This is a genomic window from Cryobacterium sp. Hh11 (assembly GCF_004404045.1).
In the GTDB taxonomy this organism is placed as follows: domain Bacteria; phylum Actinomycetota; class Actinomycetes; order Actinomycetales; family Microbacteriaceae; genus Cryobacterium; species Cryobacterium levicorallinum.
The window spans coordinates 43,093-62,744 of the sequence record NZ_SOHF01000039.1 but is presented as its reverse complement, the minus strand read 5'-3'; the positions used below and the strand labels follow the sequence as shown (position 1 = coordinate 62,744).

Here is a 19,652-nt window from a genome sequence, read left to right as displayed (position 1 = left end):
TTTGTCGCTTACGCTCAATTCTATGTCTGCCAAAAATCGAACCGTGAGCGGGGCTCTGGGCGGTCTCCTGGGTCTCGTCGGGATGAGTGCCGTCGCCGGTATTCTCGTGACCGCCGCCGTCGCCCCAGCCGTTGCCCTGTCCGGCATGGCCGCCACGAACACGATCAACGTGTTCGACAGCCTGCCCGAGTACCTCTCCATCGATCGGCTCTCCCAGAAGAGCAACATCTACGCGTCGACCGACGCCGCGGATCCGGTGGGCACCCGAGTACTCCTCGCCTCGTTCTACGAGCAGAACCGGGTCGATGTGGCCTCCGACGCGATCAGCCAGTTCGCCAAGGATGCCGCCATCGCCGGTGAAGACCCGCGCTTCATGGAGCACGGTGGCGTCGACATTCAGTCCAGCTTCAACGGTGCCGTGCAGACCCTGGCCGGCGGTGACACTCGCGGTGGTTCCTCGATCACGCAGCAGTACGTGAAGAACGTGCTCATTCAAAAGTGCGAGGTGATGACCGACGCCGACGAGGCCGACGCCTGCTATTCCGATGCCACCAAGCCGACCGCTGACCGCAAGCTGCGCGAAATGCGTTTGGCCATCGGCATCGAGAAGAAGTACGAAAAAGAAGACATTCTTCGCGGCTATCTGAACATTGCCGGGTATGGCGGATCGGTCTACGGCATCGAAGCCGCTGCCAACTACTATTTCAACACCACCGCGGCACTGCTCACCCTGCCGCAGGCGGCCAGTCTGGTGGCGATCGTGAACAACCCGGTCAAGTTTCAGCTCGACCACCCCGACAGCGAAACCAATGGTGCGGCCAACGGCTACGCCGACAATAAGTTTCGTCGCGACTACATTCTCAACGAGATGCTCAAGTACGACAAGATCGCCCAGGCCGACTACGACGCCGCTGTGGCAGCACCGGTCGAGCCCGTCATCACCGTGCCCAGCACCGGCTGCCAGACCGCCGGCGACAACGCCTTCTTCTGCGACTACGTGACCAAGGTGCTCAAGAACAATGAGACCTTTGGCGCGACCGCAGAGGAACGCCTCGACAACTTCACCCGCGGCGGATTCGACGTTTACACAACTCTCGACCTCGAACTTCAAGCCACCGCCGTGGCCGCGCTCAACGCGAACATTCCCAAGGTTGTCAATGACTGGAACGTTGGCGGCGTGGTGTCCAGCGTGCAGGTCGGCACGGGCAACGTCCTGGTCATGACCCAGAACAAGGACTACAGCCAGGACCCCGCCGTGCAGGCCACCGGCGCCAACTACACCAGCGTGAACTACAACACCGACTTCGCCTACGGCGGCTCCGGCGGGTTCCAGCCCGGTTCTACCTACAAGGTGTTCACCCTGGCCGAGTGGCTCAAGGAAGGCCACGCACTCACCGAGCGTGTCGATTCCCGCCGCAAGTCCAACTGGGGCAACTTTCAGGACAGCTGCCTCGGCGTGCGGAACTACGACAACGACTCGCCGCCTTTCAACCCGCGCAACGACTCCAACGAGGGCGGCACCAACTACTCGGCCCTGCAGTCCACCACCGGCTCGATTAACACGGGCTTCATCGGCATGGCCAAGAAGCTCGACCTCTGCGGCATCCGCACGACCGCCGAAGCCTTTGGTGTGCACCGGGCCGACGGCGCGGACCTCGACCAGGGTGCCGCTTCAGTGATCGGCACCAACGAGATCGCCCCGCTGACCATGGCGGTGGCCTTTGCCGGCATCGCCAACAACGGCATGACCTGCAGTGAAATCGCCATCACCAAGATCATCGGGTCCGATGGCACCGAGCTGCCCATCCCCAAGTCCACCTGCCAGCAGTCGGTTGAACCCTCGGTCGCTGCCGGCATGCAGTACGCCATGAAAACGGTCATGACCCGTGGAACGGCCGTACAGTCCAACAACAGAACGACTCACAGCCTGCCCATGATCGGTAAGACCGGAACCACAGACGGGTCCAAGGACACTTGGATGAGCGGTGCCACCACCAAGGTGGCCACCGTCGTCGGCGTGGTCAATGTGGGTGGGTCCAACTGGAAGAGTCAGCGGTCCAGAAACGCCTACCTGAACGGCATGTATACCGCCGAGGCTCGCCACCGCATCTGGCCGATCATCATGTCCAAGGCCAACGAACGGTACGGCGAAGGCGAATTCCCCGAGGCCTCGTCCAGCGTGATCAACGCGGTGTCTGTTCCGGTACCCGACGTGCGCGGCAAGTCGATGTCCGACGCCAAATCCGCCATCGAAGCCTCCGGCTTCCTGTTCGTCGACGGCGGCGTGACGAGCTCTGAGATGCCGGCCGGTACCGTGGCCAACACCGACCCGGCCGGCGGGTCCTCCTCGAGTCGCGGTTCCAGCATCACGGCTTACTCGAGTGATGGCACCGGCGTCACCATTCCGGCCGTCATCGGCAAGAGTGAAGCGGATGCCCGCAGCACGCTCACCGCCGCTCCGTACGGTTTCACGGTGGCCAAAACCGAACAGATCACAATGGACAAGGCCCAGGACGGCAAGGTTGTCGCCGTGCAGCCCGGCGAAGGAACGGCCAGTCGCCCCGGCGACGCCGTGACGATTGTCGTCGGAAAATACACGGCTCCTAATGCGGACGCCAGCACCGACAAGAAGGACGAATGACCGCGGCTCGTGGCCTCGGCGGTGGTGTCCGTCTCGTCGGCACGTCCCTCGTCGCTGCTGGCGCGGTCGGCCTCGCCGCCTTCGCCTGGGGGGCACTGGTCGAGCGCACCCGGTTCACGCTGCGTGAGGTGAGCGTTCCGGTGCTCGCACCGGGGTCAGCGCCCATTCGGGTGCTGCATCTCTCCGACCTGCACATGGCCCCGTGGCAGAAAAACAAGCAGGAGTGGGTGCGCAGCCTCGCCACACTGAAGCCTGATCTTGTCGTCGACACCGGCGACAACCTCGGGCATGAAAACGGCGTCACCGGCATCGAATATGCCCTCGCACCGTTCCGAGGCATCCCCGGCGTGTTCGTCAACGGTTCCAACGACTATGTCGGGCCACAGCTGAAGAACCCGTTCACCTATTTCGGCGGGCCGTCCAGCCGGCGCAACGTGCGCCGCGAGGAACTCGACACCGATGCCCTGCGCCGGGTGTTTGCCGATCTCGGCTGGACCGACATCAACAATGCGGCCGAGTCCCTCGACCTGAAGGGCACCCACGTGGAGTTCTTCGGCGTCGACGACCCGCACATCGGGCGCGACCGGCTCGACCTGATCACGCGCGCGATCGATGACCTGCGGGCGAACGATCCGCTCGGTGACGACGTCTGGCCCGACCCGGAGGAGGCCGCGGCCCCGCGCTCCACGCTCACCATCGGCGTCGCCCATGCGCCGTACCAGCGGGTGTTGAACTCGTTCGTGAATCACGGCGCCCAGCTAATTCTGGCCGGGCACACCCACGGCGGCCAGGTCTGCGTGCCCGGTTTCGGCGCGCTCGTGACCAACTGCGACATTCCCCGCCGCCAGGTGAAGGGCCTCAGCACCTGGAACCACGGGCTGCGCACCGCCTTTCTCAATGTCTCGGCCGGACTCGGCACGTCGATTTACGCTCCGGTTCGATTCGCTTGCCCGCCCGAGGCAACCCTGCTTACCCTCTGCGCCGGATAAGGCCTGCTGGCTGCCTACTCGCTCAATTCGTCAGGACGGCCCGGAAGCGCCTATACTGATCAAGGCCTAAGGGCCATCGGGGTATGGCGCAGCTTGGTAGCGCGCGTCGTTCGGGACGACGAGGTCGCAGGTTCAAATCCTGTTACCCCGACAGTATTAACACAAAACCCCCACTCCAGGCGAGTGGGGGTTTTGTTGTAGGATCTCCTGTGACATCTACGCCCGCTCCCCCCATAGCTCCGATCGTTTCGCGCCGGGCCTGGCAGGCCCTGATCGTGCTGCTGGCGGGCATGTTCATGGCACTGCTCGACACGACCATCGTGAACGTGGCTCTGCCGAGCATTCGCACGAGCCTCGATGCGTCGGAAGCGACACTGTCATGGATCATTTCCGGCTACGCCCTCGCCTTCGGCCTCGCGCTCATCCCGGCCGGTCGCGTCGGCGACCGTTACGGCCACAAATGGGTGTTCTTCAGCGGACTCGCGCTGTTCACGGTCGCGAGCCTCGCCTGCGGCCTCGCCCAGAATGACCTGCAGCTGATCATCGCCCGCGTGATTCAGGGACTGGCCGGCGGTATGTTCGTGCCGGCCGTGACCGCCGTCATCCAGCTGATGTTCCCGGCCAGCGCGCGCGGCAAGGCCTACGCCATCATGGGATCGGTCATTGGCGTCTCCACCGCGCTCGGCCCGATCGTCGGCGGACTCATCATCGAGGCCTTCGGCGTAGAGAACGGTTGGCGCCTGGTGTTCTGGGTGAATCTGCCGATCGGTATTCTCGCGCTCGGAGCCACCGTGTTTCTGCTGCCCGGCGGTGCAGCGCTGCCCAAGGCCGCGCCGACGTCGCGGGCCGGTATCGATTGGCTCGGCCTTGTGCTCGTCTCGGCGGGCCTCGTTGCCCTGCTGGTGCCGTTGATCGAGGGCGAAGATCAGGGTTGGCCGCTCTGGACCTTTGTCACCCTCGCGGTCGGGGTGCTGCTCGTCGTCGCGTTCGGCGTCTGGGAAGTCGTCGTCGCCAAGCGAAACGGCAGCCCGCTCGTGCCGCCGCACCTGTTCTCCCACCCGGCATTCACCGGCGGCGTCATTCTCGCGCTCGTTTATTTCGCAGCTTTCACGAGCATCTTCTTCACCATCTCGATTCTGTGGCAGGCCGGCCTCGGGCACAGCGCGCTCGAGTCAGGGCTCGTCTCCATCCCGTTCGCGATCGGAACCATTCTGGGGGCGTCGCAGAGTGACCGCCTGGCCAAGCGTCTCGGGCGTACCGTGCTCGTGGTGGGCGTCGCCTTCGTCACGATCGGCCTGATCTGGATCTGGCTGGCCATGCTCGTGGTGACACCGGGCGAGCTGACCAACTGGCACCTGTTGCCGCCCCTGTTCATCGCGGGCCTCGGCAGCGGATTCTTCATCGCCCCGAATGTGTCCTTCATCGTCGCAACCGTCGACCGTTCCGAAGCCGGCGGCGCGAGCGGTGTGGTCGGCGTCATGCAGCGCGTCGGTAGCGCGGTCGGTATCGCCGTCATCGGCAGCGTGTTCTTCGGTACCCTCACCGTGACCGGCCCGGGAGCGGATGCCGTGGCCACCGCCTTCACGCACAGCGCCACCATGGCGATGGCGGTCAGTGCCGGGTTCGCCATTCTCGCGCTCGTACTCGTCTTCGCGCTGCCGAAACGCGTGGCCGCTGGTGCTCCGGCCAGCTAGCCGATGCGGGTGAGTGCGGTGAACGTCATGGTGGCACTCGAACCGTTCCGACAGGTCTGATATAGCAGGTCGAACCCGCGCGGCACGTTGTCGGCGGTGTCGGTCGCGACATTCAGCACGGCGGTGACCGGCCCGACGCGAAAGGCGCCGCTGGCCGCCCCGGTCAGGGTGATCGTGCTGCCCTCCCGCGGAAACTGTGACCCTCCACACGACCAGTGCTCGGCAATCACCGGCACGCCGTAGTGCGCGCTGATGTCGACGGCACCCTGGCAGGCGTCGATCTCGTTCTGCCAGCCGGTCGTCCAGACCGATTTAGAGAATGAAACGGATGCCGGCGCCGGCGCGTTCCGGCCCGGACCCGACGACTGGACGGAGCCCGACCGGGCGGCTTGTTCTGCCGCCGCTCGCGCCGCTTCGACTCGCGCTGCCTCCGCCCGCGCTGCCCCTTCGGCCGCCAACCGAGCCTGCTCCACATGCCAGGCAGTGACGGCCTCGGCCACAATCAGCTCCGATGAGGCCAGCGCTTCCTCCAGACCCGCCAGCCCGGCGGCCCGATCAAAACGGATGCCGTCCAGCACCCCGGTCTGCGTTGCCAGGTCGGGCCGGGACGGGAAGTACACGCCGCTGGCCGCGGAGAAGTCGATCGCCGTATTCGCCCGATCGAGTTCGTGTGCGGCACGATCCACCCGGCGAAGACCGCTGTCGATCTGCCGGCGCAGTTCGGCCCGACCGACACTGTCACCGATTGTGGCTGCGCTTTGCTGCCAGGCCAGTTCGGTGGCTGCGATGTCGGCGCGGGCCGAGCTGATGAGACGAGTGGCCTGCGCGCGGTCGTCAATGAAGCTCGCGACGGCCGAGTTGTAGTTGTATTCGGTCAGCATCTGTGCGGTTGGCGACGACACTGCCAGGGCTGGCGGCGAGCCGCCGGCGAGAAGGTCGGGTATTGTTGCGCACCCGGTGAGGCTCACGGCGAGCGTGATGAGCACCAGTCGGTGCAGCGGAACACGCCTGGCTCTGACCACAACAGTCCTCTTCGGGAGGGTCGGCTTGCGGAACGGGACAGCAGCGCAACGGGAGGTGCGCGGTGGGGTGCCATTAAACATCCACTTCGCCGACTTCCACAGGCCCCAGCCGGACTAGACCGGGCGTTCACGGCCTGAAATGTAGGGCATAGTGGCTAGTCGGCGTGCCGGCTCAAACGGGCCGGCAACCAGGAGGTGTCATGACCGCAAACCGACGACGTCGGCACACCATATTGCGCCGTGCCGCGGGGTGGCTGGCACTCGCCTACCTCGCTGCACTGGCCTTGATCGCGTTCTGGCCGACGCCGGTCGACCGCGGCTTGAACGGATCGATTTCATCGGTCGTGCTGTGGCTTCGCGCGCACGGGGTACCGGCCTGGCTCGACTACCAGAGCATTGAGTTCAGCGCCAATATCGCTTTGTTCGTTCCGGTCGGTCTGCTCGTCGTGCTGCTGACCGGCATACGTCGCTGGTGGATCGGTACGCTGATCGGCACGCTGATCGGAACTTTGATCAGCTGCACCATCGAGCTCGGCCAGCTCGTCTTTCTGCCGGAACGATTTGCCACCGTCAACGACGTGATCGCCAACAGTCTCGGCGCCCTGCTGGGAACCCTGATCGCTGCCATCGTGCTGCGGGCGGCTCTCGGCCCGGCCCATCCGCCGGCCGCGGTGGCACAAACAACCTGATCCCGAAATTTGAGTTGGACCTCAGAGAGTCTCTCTGCTATCTTCGGCAGAATGGATCGTCGAGGGTTTCTCACATTATCGTCCGCTGGCGCTGCAACGCTGGGTTTCAGTGCGCTGGGCGCACCCGGAGCCTTAGCCGCGACCGCCCCGATACTGCCAGGGGAGGTATCCCGCCTCTCCAATGTGCTCACCCAAAAGGGAAAAAAGCTCTACGACAATATTGAAGTGGACATCGGCGGCGACCGCGCCCGCCTGTTCATTCCCCAGACTGTGTCGCGCAATTCGACGGCCTCGATCGGAGCCGTCTGGTTTTACCACGCAGCCTCGAGTTCGCACAACGCGCTCAACGGCGGCTTCAAGTACCCCGGCGAACTCGTGGTTGATCAGAACGCCATCGCCATCTGCATCAATGCCGGCGGTACCCAGTACACCAACTCCGTCGCCACCAACGCGCAGAAGAATGCGTGGACCTACCTGAACGCGCTGTACACCGTGCGCCGCAACTTCTTACGCGCGACCTCGTTTGGTGGATCCCTGGCCTGCTACACCTACGGCAAGAAGCTCATTCCGTACATTCGCGGCCTGTACATGGTCAACGGACTCTACGACAACGAATGGCTGTACGCCTACGACACCAAGAACCAGGCCCACGTCGGCGATGCGTACAACAACGACCTCACCCTGATCAAGGGCACCAACCCGGCCCGGATCAGCGCCACCCCGTGGACAAACAGCCGGGTCAAGGTGCTGGTCTCCGACGACGCTCACCCCGACAATGTCGTCATTCCGAGCAGGAACGGCCTCGCGCTCATCAAGAAAATCGCGCCCGTCGCCATTGCCGCCGAGGTGATGTACCACACGCTCGCGCACGACACCCCCGGGTTCGCCCACACCGACATGATCAAAACCTTCGCGCAGTGGTCGATCTAGCAGGGAGGTAGTTCGTGGCGGAACGCACCCGGGTCGACTGGGTTGACGGGGCCAAGGGCATCGCGATTCTGCTTGTGGCCCTCGCGCACGCGGTGCAGTGGACGGTACTCTCCGGCCTCGCGCCGGAGTTTTGGAACAAGATCAACCTGGTCTTCATCGTGTTTCGCATGCCGTTGTTTTTTCTCGCCTCCGGCCTGTTTGCCGCCTCGATCATTAAACGCAGCTGGCCAACGCTGTGGCGAACCCGGCTGAGCCTGCTGGTCTGGGCCCTTCTCCTGTGGACCCTCATTCGTTTCGGCTATTTCTCGCTCCTGACCAACCCGGCCGGCTTCGACGAGACCAACCCGTTCGATCTGCTGCTCGCGCCGGTGCGCCCGAGCAACGGCCTGTGGTTTATCTACGCCCTCGCCCTGTTTTTCGTCGCCGCCAAACTCATGCGCAACCGCATCGACTGGCGGGTGCAGCTCGGCGGCGCCGTCGTGCTGTCGGTGCTGTTCTTCGCCCGCGCGGACACCGGCAACATCGCCTGGAACGGCATCGGCCGCTACTTTCTGTTCTTTCTGCTCGGCTGCTACCTGCGCGAATGGATCCTCGCCTTCGTCAACCGCCCCAGCCGCCTCGGCGCGCTCGGTCTCGGCCTCGGCTGCGGCGCTGCCTTTCTGGTGTTGGCCGGGCTCATTCTCACCGTGGATTCACGCCTGCCGTTCATCACCGGAACGCTCGTCGTGGTGAGCCTGTTCGCCCTCGGCGCTGGCCTGCTCGTCGCCCGATTCCTGGTCGGCTTTCGCGCCATGGCCTGGCTCGCCTATGTCGGCCGCAATACCCTGCCGATCTACGTCGTGCATGTACTCCTGGTGTCGCTGATCACGAGCCTGCTGCTGCTCTACCGCGGCCAGGCCTGGCTCGATCGCCTCGGCCCGGCACTCCCCCCGCTGGTCGCTGGCCTCGCGGTCGCCGCGTCGCTGTTGCTCTGGCGACTGGTGCGCGACCTGCCGGTGCTGCGCTACGCGTTTGCGGTGCCGATCTGGTTTGCCGGACGGGCGCCGGCGGCGGGTGAAGCAGCGGCATCCCCTTCAGCAGAAACAGCAGACCCGGCAGAGCGGATGCTGCCGCGCAGCGAGTGAAATCGCCGCACCACCGTGCCGGGCGCCAGCGCGCCCTCGTGCTCCTCACCGGGCTCGTCCTGCTGACCGTTGGCCTGGCAGCCGTCACCACGCGAACGGTCATGTTTCCGCGTGAAGACGCTCCGAGCAGCGCCGATGCCATCGTCGTGCTCGGCGGGCTCGGGAGTGCGGCCGTCGTCCAGAAGGCCCTCGATCTGGCCAGGGCCGGGTACAGCGATCACGTGCTCATTTCGGATGCCTTCGGCGGGGACACCCGCCCGGCCAACCTGTGCGGGCGTGACCCGGCCGTGCCGGGCACGGCGATCGAGGTGGAGTGTTTCGACCCGCACCCCACGAGCACGCGCGGGGAGGCCGAAGCCATCGCCGCCTTCGCGAGCGCTCAGGGCTGGAACCGCGTGATCGTGGTCACCTCGAGCTATCACGTGAGTAGGGCCCGCCTGCAGATCTCCCGCTGTTACCCAGGGGCACTCGCGGTGATCGGCGCCGCGCAGCCGATGGATCCGCCCAAGTGGGTGTACCAGTTCGGGTACCAGAGCGCCGGATTCATCAAGGCCTGGCTGACGCCGGCCTGTTGAATGCGCCGGCTCAACGCGCCGGCTGAAGCCGTCAGCGCCGGGCCATCAGCCCCTCAGCGATCGAATCCACCCGCTCCCGGTAGCTCTGGCCCACCATGTCGGACTCGGCCGGCCACTCGCGCAGCGCCGCGTGAAACTCGGGCCAGGCCTTGATCGGGCGGGCCGGAACGCCGGCCACGATGGTGCCGTCCGGCACCGATGCCGTCACGACCGACCCAGCACCCACCACGCAACGGTCGCCGATGCTCACTCCGGGCAGCACTGTCACGCCGGCGCCGATAAAGACATCCGAACCCACCCGAATCGGCGCGAAGCGATAGCGGCGGCCACGCTCATCGCGGTAGAGCCAGCCCGATCCGTCGTGGGTGATGAAGGTTACCCCGGAGCTGATCGTCACCCGGTCACCGACCGAGATGAGCCACGGCTCGGTAGTGGCGATATCAGAGAGGATGCGACATCCACTGCCGATCTGCACACCCAGCGCCCGAATCGCGTAGACCCTCCCGCGGGCACGCCGCAGAATCTTGTAGGTCAGTCGGGATAATTTCACCGTAAGACTCCATTTCGTCGGCTGTGCGGTGCTGGAGCAGCTGGAATTTCGCGGCCTGTGCAGCCCAACCCGCCTAAAGTATCGGTTTTCCGGCCCTCTCACTGGCGCTGAGGAAAATTCACGTGTTATCGTTGCGCCTAATCGCATCAACAGCGCTGCGGCTCCATCCCGTTTATTCCCTGCGCGATCAACAGTTTCTGCGCCACCACTCTGCGCTACCACCCGAAGGCGGCCGATGTTCGATTTCACCATGTTGCGATTGCGCCGCACGCCGATCATCATCAGCGCGCTCGCCGCCCTGTTCGTCATTGTGGCGAGCCTGGCGCTGCCGCGCTTCGTGGCCAGTCTCGGCTTTATCGTGATTCCGCTGGCCCTGCTCGCCTTCGTCGCCATGGTGACCCTGTTCCTGCTGCCGGTGCACGTTCTGCCGGCCGTGGCACTAGTCATCTTTGCGCTCATTCCGGCCCGCGTGCTTCCCCAGGACGGCCCGATCGGCGCCTTGCCGCTGACCACCATGATCATTGTCATCTGGGCGTTGCGCCGGCTGATCACCACCACGGCGAACGTTCCGCTCACGACGGCACCGGCGCCGTTCAAGTCGGCTACCCGCTTCTTCGCGGTGCTCTTTCTGGTCTGGTCGCTGTTCACGCTGCTCCGCAGCCCCGACCTGCAGGCGAGCCTCGGCTGGACTATCAGTTTCAGCGCCGGCGCGTTGCTTCCGCTTGTCATCGGCACCGCGAGCCGGGAGGCCTTCTGGATTCGGCGGGCCTGGCTTCTGCTCGGCGCCTGGCTCGGAGCGTACGCCCTGATCGAGGGGGCGCTGCGCGCCAATCCGATCTGGGGCACGCTGTACACGGTGCTCGGCCTGAGCGACAGCCAACACTGGTCGGTGTATCGCGCGACCGCATCGTTTGGGCATCCGCTGTTCGCCGGCCTGTTTTTTGCCGTCGCCTGCGCCCTGGGGATCGGCGTCTGGCTGCGCGAGGACTCGAAACCGGCCCTCGTCACCGCGATCCTGAGCGGCCTCGGCCTCGTCGCCACCGTCTCGCGCGGTGCCATCCTGTCGGCGGCGATCGCCATCGGTTTCGCATACTTCGTGTCGCTGGTGCTGCGCGGTGAAAAGCACTGGGGCAAATTCGCGCTGCTCGCGGTGCTCGTGGCTGCGGGCATCGTCGCACTCTTCCAGTTCGATGCCTTTACCGCCCGCAATAACTCGGTCGAGGCCGAACTGTCGTCGCAGGCCCGCGACCTCGGCGTCTGGGTGTCCCTGCAGGCCGCGAATCTGACCGGTTGGATCGGGTCGGGGCCTGGCACTTCCGGCATCACCGGGCGCCTGTTCAACGAGGTCACGATCGAGAATTCGCTGCTGCAGCTGCTGATCAGCATCGGCCTGCCCGGAGTGCTCCTGTTTCTGCTCGTGATCGGCTCGGCCGTGGCGCACGCGCTGTCCCAACGTGCCGTCGGCGCCGCGGCCGCTCTCGTCGCGTACACCGTCTGTATCGCCGGATTCAACGCGATCGACGCACTGCGCCCGATGCACCTGCTGCTTGGTTGCCTGTTGATTCTGACGCTGAATCCGGGCAAAACGGATGCCGCCGCCGGGCTTGCCACGGCGCCGGCACGACGATCACTCGCTCGCCCCAAACGGGGGTATGCGCGCATCTAACGTGCCGCCGCCTGGCACGCTATTCTAAACCGACAGATTCTCAGTTACCGCCGGCTTTTCCTGCCGGCCCGTAAGGGGTATGGGCGTGACGACGATAGGTTCGACAGGCACGGGCTCGACAAGAATCACCGTGTTGCAATCGCTGAGTGCACCCGATGGCACCACGCGCTACGTCAACCAGGTCGTCGAGGGCGCTCCTAACGCCGTGACCATGCGGTTCTTCACCTGGCGCACCGCGCTACTGGGCCGGTACGACGTGTTCCACGTGCACTGGCCGGAGCTGCTCATTCGCGCTCCCCGGCCGCTGAAGGCAAAGCTTCGTCGCGCCGCTCTCTACGCACTGCTGCTGCGCGCGCGGCTGCAGCGCATTCCGATCGTGCGCACCATGCACAACCTCACCCCGCACGAGGCCGGACAGAACGCGGAAACCCGCGCCCTCGCCGCGCTCGATGCCCGTACGGCGCTCGTTATTCGACTGAATCCGACCACCCCGGTCGAACCGGAGTCCAAGGCCGTCACCATTTTGCACGGCCACTATCGGGACCGCTTCGCCGGCATGCCGCTGCCGGACTCCGTGCCCGGGCGCATCCTCTATTTCGGACTGATTCGACCCTATAAGGGAGTCGAGACCCTGCTGCAGGTATTTCGCGCGGTGCCGGGCGCGAATCTGACGCTGCGCATCGTCGGCCGTCCGTCCAGCGGCCTCGGCGCGGTCATAACCGCCGAACAAGCCGAGGACGAACGCGTCAGCTCGGTGCTGCGCTTCGTCTCCGACGAGGAACTCGTGGTGGAGGTCGGCGAAGCTGAACTGGTTGTGTTGCCCTACCGCGAAATGCACAATTCGGGCGTTCTGCTCGTCACCCTCTCCCTGGATCGGCCGGTGCTCGTGCCGTCGACACCGTCCAATCTGGCCCTGGCCGAGGAGGTCGGCCCCGGCTGGATCTATCTGTACGAGGGCGAGCTCACGCCGTTGATCCTGCGCCACACCCTGGAGCGGATGCGCGCCGCCGGCTCGCGGCCGCGCCCCCACCTTGACGGGCGCGACTGGAAAACCCTGGGTCTGCAGAGTTATGGCACCTACCTGCGGGCCTTGCAGCTGACCGGTCGGCCCCGCCGGAGCATCCGTTGACCGTGACGATGCCACCATCGAGCCCCTCAGCCCCGCTTCCCCGTTCCACCGCCGGACTCGGGCACACAGCGGGCCGGGGCGCATCGACGACCCTGGTCGGCCAGCTCATTCGCATCGGCGTGCAGCTCGGCGGCATCGTCGTGCTGGGCCGGCTGCTCGACCCGAGCGATTACGGGCTCGTCGCCTCGGTCGCCGCCATCATCGGTGTCGGCGAGGTGCTGCGCAACTTCGGGCTGTCGTCGGCGGCGATTCAGGTGCGCGAGCTCAGCCGGCAGCAGAAGGACAACCTGTTCTGGATCAACAGCCTGATCGGGCTCGCCCTCATGCTGCTGGCTGTGCTGTTCAGCCCATTGATCGCGACACTGTACGGCGACGACCGACTCGTGCTGCTCACCCAGGTACTCGCCGGCACGTTTCTGTTGAACGGCCTCGCCACCCAGTTTCGGGCCGATCTCAACCGCAACTTTCATTTCAAGGCACTGGCCGGCTCGGAGATCGGCGCGCAGGTCGGCGGGCTGACCATTGGCATCGTCATGGCGCTCAATGGTTTCGGCTATTGGGCCCTCGCCGGCCAGCAGATCAGCCAGGGCATTCTCACCATCATCATTCTCGTTCCCATTACCAACTGGTTTCCGGGCTGGTTTCACCGCAAAACGCCGATGCGACACCTGATCGCGTTCGGCTCCAACCTGGCCGGTACCCAGCTGCTCGGCTACGCCAGCCGCAACACCGACACCATCGTGATTGGCGCGACCCTCGGCGCGGGCCCGCTCGGCCTGTACAACCGCGCTTTTCAGCTGCTGCTGCTGCCGCTCAACCAGATCAACGGCCCGTCCACCCGGGTGGCGCTGCCGGTACTGGCGCGACTGCAGGACGACCCGGCCAAATACGACCGGTTCATTCTGCTCGGGCAAACCATCATGCTGCACGCCGTCACCATCGTGCTCGCGTTTTCCTGCGCTCAGGCGCTGCCGATCATCAGCATCGCGCTCGGCAGCAATTGGCTCGGCTCTGCGCCAATCTTTCAGATTCTGGCCATCGCCGGGTTCTTCGAGGCTGCGGCCTACGCGACCTACTGGGTGTTTCTGTCGAAGGGCGTCACCAAGCAGAACCTGTACTTCGCCCTCTGCACCCGGCCGCTACTGGTCGCGTTCGTGCTGCTCGGCTCCTTCTGGGGCGTCTACGGCGTCGCCGCCGGATATTCACTCGGCGTCGCCCTGATCTGGCCGATCGGCCTGTGGTGGATCAGCCGGGTAACGGATGCCCCGGCCCGCGCCATGTTTTTCGCCGGCGTTCGCGCCATCCTCGGCTACGGCTTCGCCACCGGGGCGTCCTGGGCTGCCGTGCAGTGGATTCCGATCGAACTGCCCCTCGCCCGGGTGGCGCTCGGCGGTGTTGCGCTGCTCGTCGCGATTGGCATCGTCATGCTGGTCTGGCCCCGGTTTCGGCGCGATGTTCGCTCGATCGCGCAGGCCCGCAGCTTTCTGCGGTCGGCGAAGGTCTCACCCGCTGTTGCCGGTGGGTCCGCGACGGCGACCGATCAGCTCACTCCGGCGCCCCCCGCCGCGCGCAGCACCCGCCGCGGTGGGCGCACCCGGCTGCGCATCGTGCGCAAGCTGGACCGCATTTTGCACGGCCTGGCCGCGGCATCCGCTCTGCCGTATCTGCGTGATCGGGCAGCACTGCGCCGGGCGATCGGGCAACTGGGGCCGGCCCCGGATGGCACCGAGCGCTGGCACGTGCTCGTTGCGCCGCCCGGCGAGGGAAACATTGGCGATCAGGCCATGATCGAGGCGTACCTCGAGAACGTCACAGGGCCGGTGCGGGTACTCGTGCGGGGCCCCAATGATGTGCGCATTCCGGCGGAACATTCCGCCCGGGCACGGCTGGAGCCGATCGCGCACCTGATCTATGGCAACGACCGCGCCCACCGACAGTCCATGGTGCAGCTCGCGGCCGTGCTGAGCGGAGCCCTGTCACTGACCGTGGTCGGCGCCGACATCATGGACGGCGCCTACAGCGTGCGGGCCTCGTCACGGCGAGCGGATGTCGCGAGCCTGGCCCGCAGCGTCGGGGTTGAAGCGCGCATTCTCGGCTTCAGCTGGAACGGCCACGCCAATCTGGGGGTACGCCGTTCACTCGGCCGCGCCGGTCGGTTGGGAACCCGGCTGCAGCTGCGCGACCCGGTCTCATCCGCGCGAGCGCGCGCCGACCGATTCAGGAACGTGATCGACGTCGCCGACGCCGTGTTCGCGGTGCGCACGAGCTCACCCACCGCCGCCACGGAATACCTCGGCACCGCGCCGACGCCCTACGCCGTGGTGAACGCGAGCGCGCTGGTCGGGCGCAGCTTCGACCAGATCTCGGAGTACGCCGTGATCATCACCGCCCTGCTCGAGGCCGGGCTGAGAGTGGTGTTGCTACCGCATGTCGTGCGGCACAGCGGCGACGATGCCGCCGCCTGCCGCGCGGTGTTCGACCGGTTCGCCCAGGGGGCCGGCGCTGAAGATCGGGTGGTTCTGGTGAACCGGCTGCTCACGCCGGCCGAGGTGCGCGGACTCTGTGCTGGGGCGTCAATCGTGCTGACCGGTCGCATGCACCTCGCCGTGCAGGCGCTGTACCACCGGGTTCCCGCCGTCGCACTGTCCACCCAGGGCAAGGTCGCGGGCATGATGAGCCTGTTCGGCACGCAGGACCTGTGCGTAGAACCAGGCGTCGGCCTGGCCGCGCGTATGGTCCCCGTCGTGCGCGCGGTCCTCGCCCAGCGAAGCGAGTACCGCGCCCGCCTGGCCGCCCAGCTGCCCGAGGTGCAGCGCCTCGCCGCCCTCAATTTTACCGGGCTTGCGAGCGGCGCCCGAGCCGACCCACCCCGATCTAACCAGCCCCGATCCCGCCCCACATTCTCGCGACCACGCGACGACAGAGAAGGCCGAGCATGACCCAGCCCACATCGCCCGACACCACCCATCCCCCGGCGAACCCGAAGCCGGCGCACCCACTGCTGCGCCGCATCCTCTTTGTCATTCCGTCGCTGCACGGCGGGGGCGCGGAATTCGTCGCCCGCACCTGGATGGGCTGGCTCGCCGACCAGGGCTACGAGGTACGTGTTGTGCTCACCGCCGGCGAGGTGGAGCCGGGATACCTTCCCGAGGGGGTCGAGGGGCGATCTCTCGCCGGACAGCACGGGCACGTCGCGAAGACCGCGGCCCTGCGGCGCAGCCTGATCGACTGGCAGCCCGATGTCGCCGTGGCCCTGCAGGTGTATCCCAACCTCGTGCTGCTGACCGCGGCCCGGCTGCTGCCGGCGCGCGTGCGACCCCGGGTGCTCGTGAGCGAACGCAATCTGGTCTCGCTCGGCCTGCCCGGATCGAGTCTCGCCCACCGGGTCAAGATCTTCATCGCCAAGCGGATATATCGGTGGGCTGACCATGTCATCGCCATCTCGCATCCGGTCGCCGCTGAGCTGGTCTCGGCGTTCGGCGTGCGCGGAGACCGCATCACCGTCGTCGCCAACCCGGCCACTGCGAAGCTGCGCGGAACACCGCGCGGGCCGGGCCGGACGAGTGTGCACGCCCGCGTTGCCGGAGACGGAGACGGAGCCGTGACCGAGAGCGGAGCCGACCGGACCGGCACCGCTACGATCGTGGCGCCCGGGGCGCGGCGGCCTGGGACGGCCAACGGAATTCAGATCGTGCTGGCCTGCCGGCTGGTCGAACAGAAGCGACCGCTGCTGGCCATTGCGGCGGCGGCCGAACTGGCCAGGCGGGGCGTCGCTGTCGAGGTCGTGTCGTTCGGCGGCGGTCCGCTGCTTGGCGATGTGCAGGCCGCAGCCCGACAGGCCGACGTGATCTTTCACCACCGCGGCTGGGTCGAGACCTGGTTCGACGAGTTCGGCGACAACGCCGTGGCCCTGCTCACCTCGAGCCGGGAGGGCTTCGGCAACGTACTGGTCGAGGCCGCCGCGGCCGGGTATCCCTCGGTGGCCGTATCGGGGGCGCTCGGCGTAGCGGATGCAATTGTGCCCGGTATCACGGGCGAGCTCGCGTTGTCCGCGCGGCCCGCGGACCTCGCGGACGCTATTCTGCGCGCAGCCGAGCTCCCGCTCGACCACATCGAGCCGTGGCTGGCTCGCTTCTCCGAGCAATCGAGCGGCGCCGACTTGGAGCGAGTGCTCATTTCGACGCTGGAGCGCGCATGAGAATCTTTGCCTCGGCCATGGGCCAGATCGACAATGTCGGCGACACCGTGCTGCGCCGGGCCTTCCTCGACGCCCTGCGGGAAGCTGGCGAGCTGCAGGTGTTCGTCGGATCCCGAGCGGACTCCTACCTGAGCGGACTCGGTCTGCACGACGCCGATCGGCTGTTTCGCACGAGCACCGACTGGCGACGCGAGATTTCACGGTCGACGCTGCGGGAAGCATCCGTTTATGCCTTCAATGCCGGGGAAATGGAGCTGCAACGCGCCTACGCGCTGCGCTATCTGCGCCTTGCGCCGCACCTCGCTCTCAATCGGCTGCGCGGCGGGCACGCCGTGCACACCGGGTTCGGCGTGCGGCAGAACACGAAGTGGCGCATTCCGGTGGCCGCGACCCTGCGCCTCTGCGACCTCGTGGCCTGGCGCGACGACTATAGCCTGGCAGCGATGGGGCTCGGCCGCATCGCTCCCGACTGGGCTTTTGCCACCGGGGCAGCGGATGCCGACCTGCTCGCGTCGACGCCCGACCGGCCACTGCTCGCCGTGTCGGTGCGCTACAACGGGAGACGCCCGGACTCCGAGTGGATTCAGGCCATGCGCGGCCTCGCCGGCGCCTTCGGGCTGCAAATCGTCGCGGTCTCCCAGATCGAACGCGACGGACCACTGGCCGAGGAACTCGCCGTCAAGCTCGGCGGAACCGCGCTGGTTTGGGATGGACCGGACCATGCCGAGCAGGAAGTGAAGCTGCGGGCGGTCTACCAGCGGTCGCTGCTCGTGGTGACCGACCGGCTGCACGCGGCGGTGATCGGACTGACCGAGGGCGCCCTGCCGCTCGTGATCGCCGAGGGCGGACACTCCAAGGCAGCGCGCACGCTCGATGCGGTCGGCATCAAGGGCGCCACGATCGGCTGGACCCTGCCAGACGCCGCGGCGCTCGAGCGTCGCGCCCGCGATGTGATCAGCCGCCGGGAACCGATTCTCCGGCACGTGGTCGAGGCCCGGGCTTCGCTTTCGGAGTTGACCCGCGCGATTCGAAAGCTGACCGAGTGAGCGAGGCCGACGCGACCGAGTGCCCGGTCGTGAGCGTCATCGTTCCGGCCTACAACGCCGCCGAGTTTCTGGAAGGTGCCATCGACCGGCTGCTCCACCAGACTCTGTCCAACATCGAGATCATCGTGGTCGACGACGGCTCAACGGATGCGACGGCCGCGATCGGTGCGCGGGTGGCCGGCGCGCACGCATCCGTTCACTTCTTTCAGCAGGAACGCAATGGTGGAGTCGCGCTCGCCCGCAGCCGGGCGGTCGCCGAAAGCCGGGGTGAGTTTCTCTGGTTCGTCGATTGTGACGATGATTGGGCCGAGTCCGCGCTGGACAAGCTCGTGACTGCGGCCCGGTCGGCCGGCGCCGACGTGGTGATCTGCGGCGCGGAGTACGTCTATCCCGGCCAGCGGCGCGCCCTGGCCGCGCCCGCTCTGCCGCAGCCGATCACCGGTGCGGCGGCATTTGGGCTGCTGCTCGACGGCGACATCACCGGGCATCTCTGGAACAAGCTGTTCCGACGTGCTCTCGCCAGCGAGATCGAGTTCACGCCGGCCCGGGTGCACTCCGACCTGGCCATGGTCGCGCAGCTGCTCGCCGCGTCCGATCGGGTCGCCGCGATCAGCGACACGCTCTACTTCTATGTCGTGCGCGGCGGGTCGATCATCCGCTCCGGGTCGCGCCGGGCTGAATCACTGCTGTTGGTCGAGCAGGCCGTCACCACTGCCGCGATCACCCTCGACACCCGCATCATCGGCTCCAACTCGTACGGCTATTTTCGACTGCGCTACGTGCTGCTGTCCGGGCTGAAAGACGCTCTGAGCGGTCCATACGACGCCGAGGAGCGCGACGAGATCGTCGCCGAACTGCGCTCGCGGCTGACCTGGCGGCTCGTGCTGCTCGCCGCAAGCCGCCGCGATTGGAAGCGCCTCGCGCTGGCCGCCACCGCCAAGGTGAGCGTTGGGCTGCACCGTCGTGTGCTGCGCCTCGCGGCCGAGCAGGGCGCCGCCTGAGCTGCCTCGCTGCGGCATCCACTCACCGAGCCGTGAACCTCGTGCCAATGGGAACGATTTTTCGCGGTGGAACTCACGGCTCGGCAGAGTCGCTGCCTCCGCCCGCCGGAATATTTCGTCACGCGGGACAGCGGCATTCGGGGCACTTTCACAGGAAAGTGAAACGGATTCGACTTTGGTGATCGATAGGCTCGGTCCGATAGTTCAATCCGAGTAGTCCCTACGCTGTCGGTCATCGAACGCTGAATACGCACCATGCACCCACCGGGCCAGCATCCGCCACCAGGCACCTGTCAGAACGACACGCTGCTTCAGATAATGCGGAATCACGACACTCCTGACCGGATCGCCAAGGTCGACGAACCGACCCTCGCCCGCGCAGCCGGTGCGACCGCTGC

Annotated in this window: 15 protein-coding genes and 1 tRNA gene; 14 read left to right on the top strand and 2 right to left on the bottom strand. The window is 66.3% G+C overall.

Annotation, left to right across the window (positions count from 1 at the left end):
- The first annotated feature begins 43 nt into the window (after positions 1–43).
- The 4 genes from E3T46_RS17205 (at position 44) to E3T46_RS17190 (ending at position 5,324) form a co-directional block, all read left to right on the top strand.
- Positions 44–2,641, top strand: a complete 2,598-nt coding sequence (locus E3T46_RS17205) for a transglycosylase domain-containing protein (RefSeq protein WP_241980887.1) — start codon at positions 44–46, stop codon at positions 2,639–2,641.
- Positions 2,638–3,630 carry a metallophosphoesterase gene (locus tag E3T46_RS17200; RefSeq protein WP_134579487.1) on the top strand — a complete coding sequence of 331 codons (993 nt, stop codon included), beginning with the start codon at positions 2,638–2,640 and terminating at the stop codon, positions 3,628–3,630. The genes E3T46_RS17205 and E3T46_RS17200 overlap by 4 nt, the downstream gene beginning before the upstream one ends.
- 77 nt (positions 3,631–3,707) lie before the next feature.
- Positions 3,708–3,781, top strand: a tRNA-Pro gene (locus E3T46_RS17195).
- 58 nt (positions 3,782–3,839) lie between these two features.
- Complete coding sequence (locus E3T46_RS17190; protein ID WP_134579486.1) at positions 3,840–5,324, top strand: MFS transporter; 1,485 nt, start codon at positions 3,840–3,842, stop codon at positions 5,322–5,324.
- Here E3T46_RS17190 and E3T46_RS17185 read toward each other — a convergent pair.
- Entirely contained in the window at positions 5,321–6,346 is a 1,026-nt protein-coding gene (locus E3T46_RS17185; RefSeq protein WP_134579485.1) for a hypothetical protein, read from the bottom strand. The genes E3T46_RS17190 and E3T46_RS17185 overlap by 4 nt on opposite strands.
- A 200-nt stretch (positions 6,347–6,546) precedes the next feature.
- Here E3T46_RS17185 and E3T46_RS17180 point away from each other — a divergent pair, with 200 nt between their 5' ends.
- The 4 genes from E3T46_RS17180 to E3T46_RS17165 all read left to right on the top strand — a co-directional run bounded on the left by E3T46_RS17180 (position 6,547) and on the right by E3T46_RS17165 (position 9,664).
- Positions 6,547–7,035, top strand: a complete 489-nt coding sequence (locus E3T46_RS17180) for a VanZ family protein (RefSeq protein WP_134579484.1) — start codon at positions 6,547–6,549, stop codon at positions 7,033–7,035.
- A gap of 183 nt (positions 7,036–7,218) precedes the next feature.
- The gene (locus tag E3T46_RS17175) at positions 7,219–7,965 is read left to right on the top strand and encodes a hypothetical protein (protein ID WP_241980885.1); all 747 of its coding nucleotides are present in this window, start codon (positions 7,219–7,221) and stop codon (positions 7,963–7,965) included.
- 14 nt (positions 7,966–7,979) lie between these two features.
- Positions 7,980–9,089, top strand: a complete 1,110-nt coding sequence (locus tag E3T46_RS17170; protein ID WP_134579482.1) for an acyltransferase family protein — start codon at positions 7,980–7,982, stop codon at positions 9,087–9,089.
- Positions 9,086–9,664 (top strand): YdcF family protein, encoded by a 579-nt coding sequence (locus tag E3T46_RS17165; RefSeq protein ID WP_134579481.1) that lies wholly within the window; start codon positions 9,086–9,088, stop codon positions 9,662–9,664. Before E3T46_RS17170 ends, E3T46_RS17165 begins: the two co-directional genes overlap by 4 nt.
- 31 nt (positions 9,665–9,695) lie before the next feature.
- On the opposite strand, the gene E3T46_RS18780 is transcribed toward E3T46_RS17165, so the two are convergent.
- A complete protein-coding gene (locus tag E3T46_RS18780; RefSeq protein ID WP_277870992.1) occupies positions 9,696–10,214 on the bottom strand; it encodes an acyltransferase in 519 nt (172 codons plus the stop codon).
- Positions 10,215–10,449: 235 nt separating this feature from the next.
- Here E3T46_RS18780 and E3T46_RS18100 point away from each other — a divergent pair, with 235 nt between their 5' ends.
- From E3T46_RS18100 to E3T46_RS17135, 6 genes are all read left to right on the top strand, one after another.
- Positions 10,450–11,880: an O-antigen ligase family protein gene (locus E3T46_RS18100; protein ID WP_166790319.1), complete on the top strand. Its 1,431-nt coding sequence runs from the start codon at positions 10,450–10,452 to the stop codon at positions 11,878–11,880.
- A 130-nt stretch (positions 11,881–12,010) separates the two neighbouring features.
- Positions 12,011–13,009: a glycosyl transferase gene (locus tag E3T46_RS17155; RefSeq protein WP_198419247.1), complete on the top strand. Its 999-nt coding sequence runs from the start codon at positions 12,011–12,013 to the stop codon at positions 13,007–13,009.
- An 8-nt stretch (positions 13,010–13,017) separates the two neighbouring features.
- Positions 13,018–15,948, top strand: a complete 2,931-nt coding sequence (locus tag E3T46_RS17150) for an oligosaccharide flippase family protein (RefSeq protein ID WP_241980896.1) — start codon at positions 13,018–13,020, stop codon at positions 15,946–15,948.
- On the top strand, positions 15,945–17,207 hold the full coding sequence (locus E3T46_RS17145) for a glycosyltransferase (RefSeq protein ID WP_134579478.1): 1,263 nt from the start codon (positions 15,945–15,947) through the stop codon (positions 17,205–17,207). The genes E3T46_RS17150 and E3T46_RS17145 overlap by 4 nt, the downstream gene beginning before the upstream one ends.
- Positions 17,204–18,253, top strand: coding sequence for a polysaccharide pyruvyl transferase family protein (locus E3T46_RS17140; RefSeq protein ID WP_134472892.1), 1,050 nt, complete (start codon positions 17,204–17,206; stop codon positions 18,251–18,253). Before E3T46_RS17145 ends, E3T46_RS17140 begins: the two co-directional genes overlap by 4 nt.
- Positions 18,250–19,254, top strand: a complete 1,005-nt coding sequence (locus E3T46_RS17135; RefSeq protein WP_166790321.1) for a glycosyltransferase — start codon at positions 18,250–18,252, stop codon at positions 19,252–19,254. The genes E3T46_RS17140 and E3T46_RS17135 overlap by 4 nt, the downstream gene beginning before the upstream one ends.
- Positions 19,255–19,652: the final 398 nt, after the last annotated feature.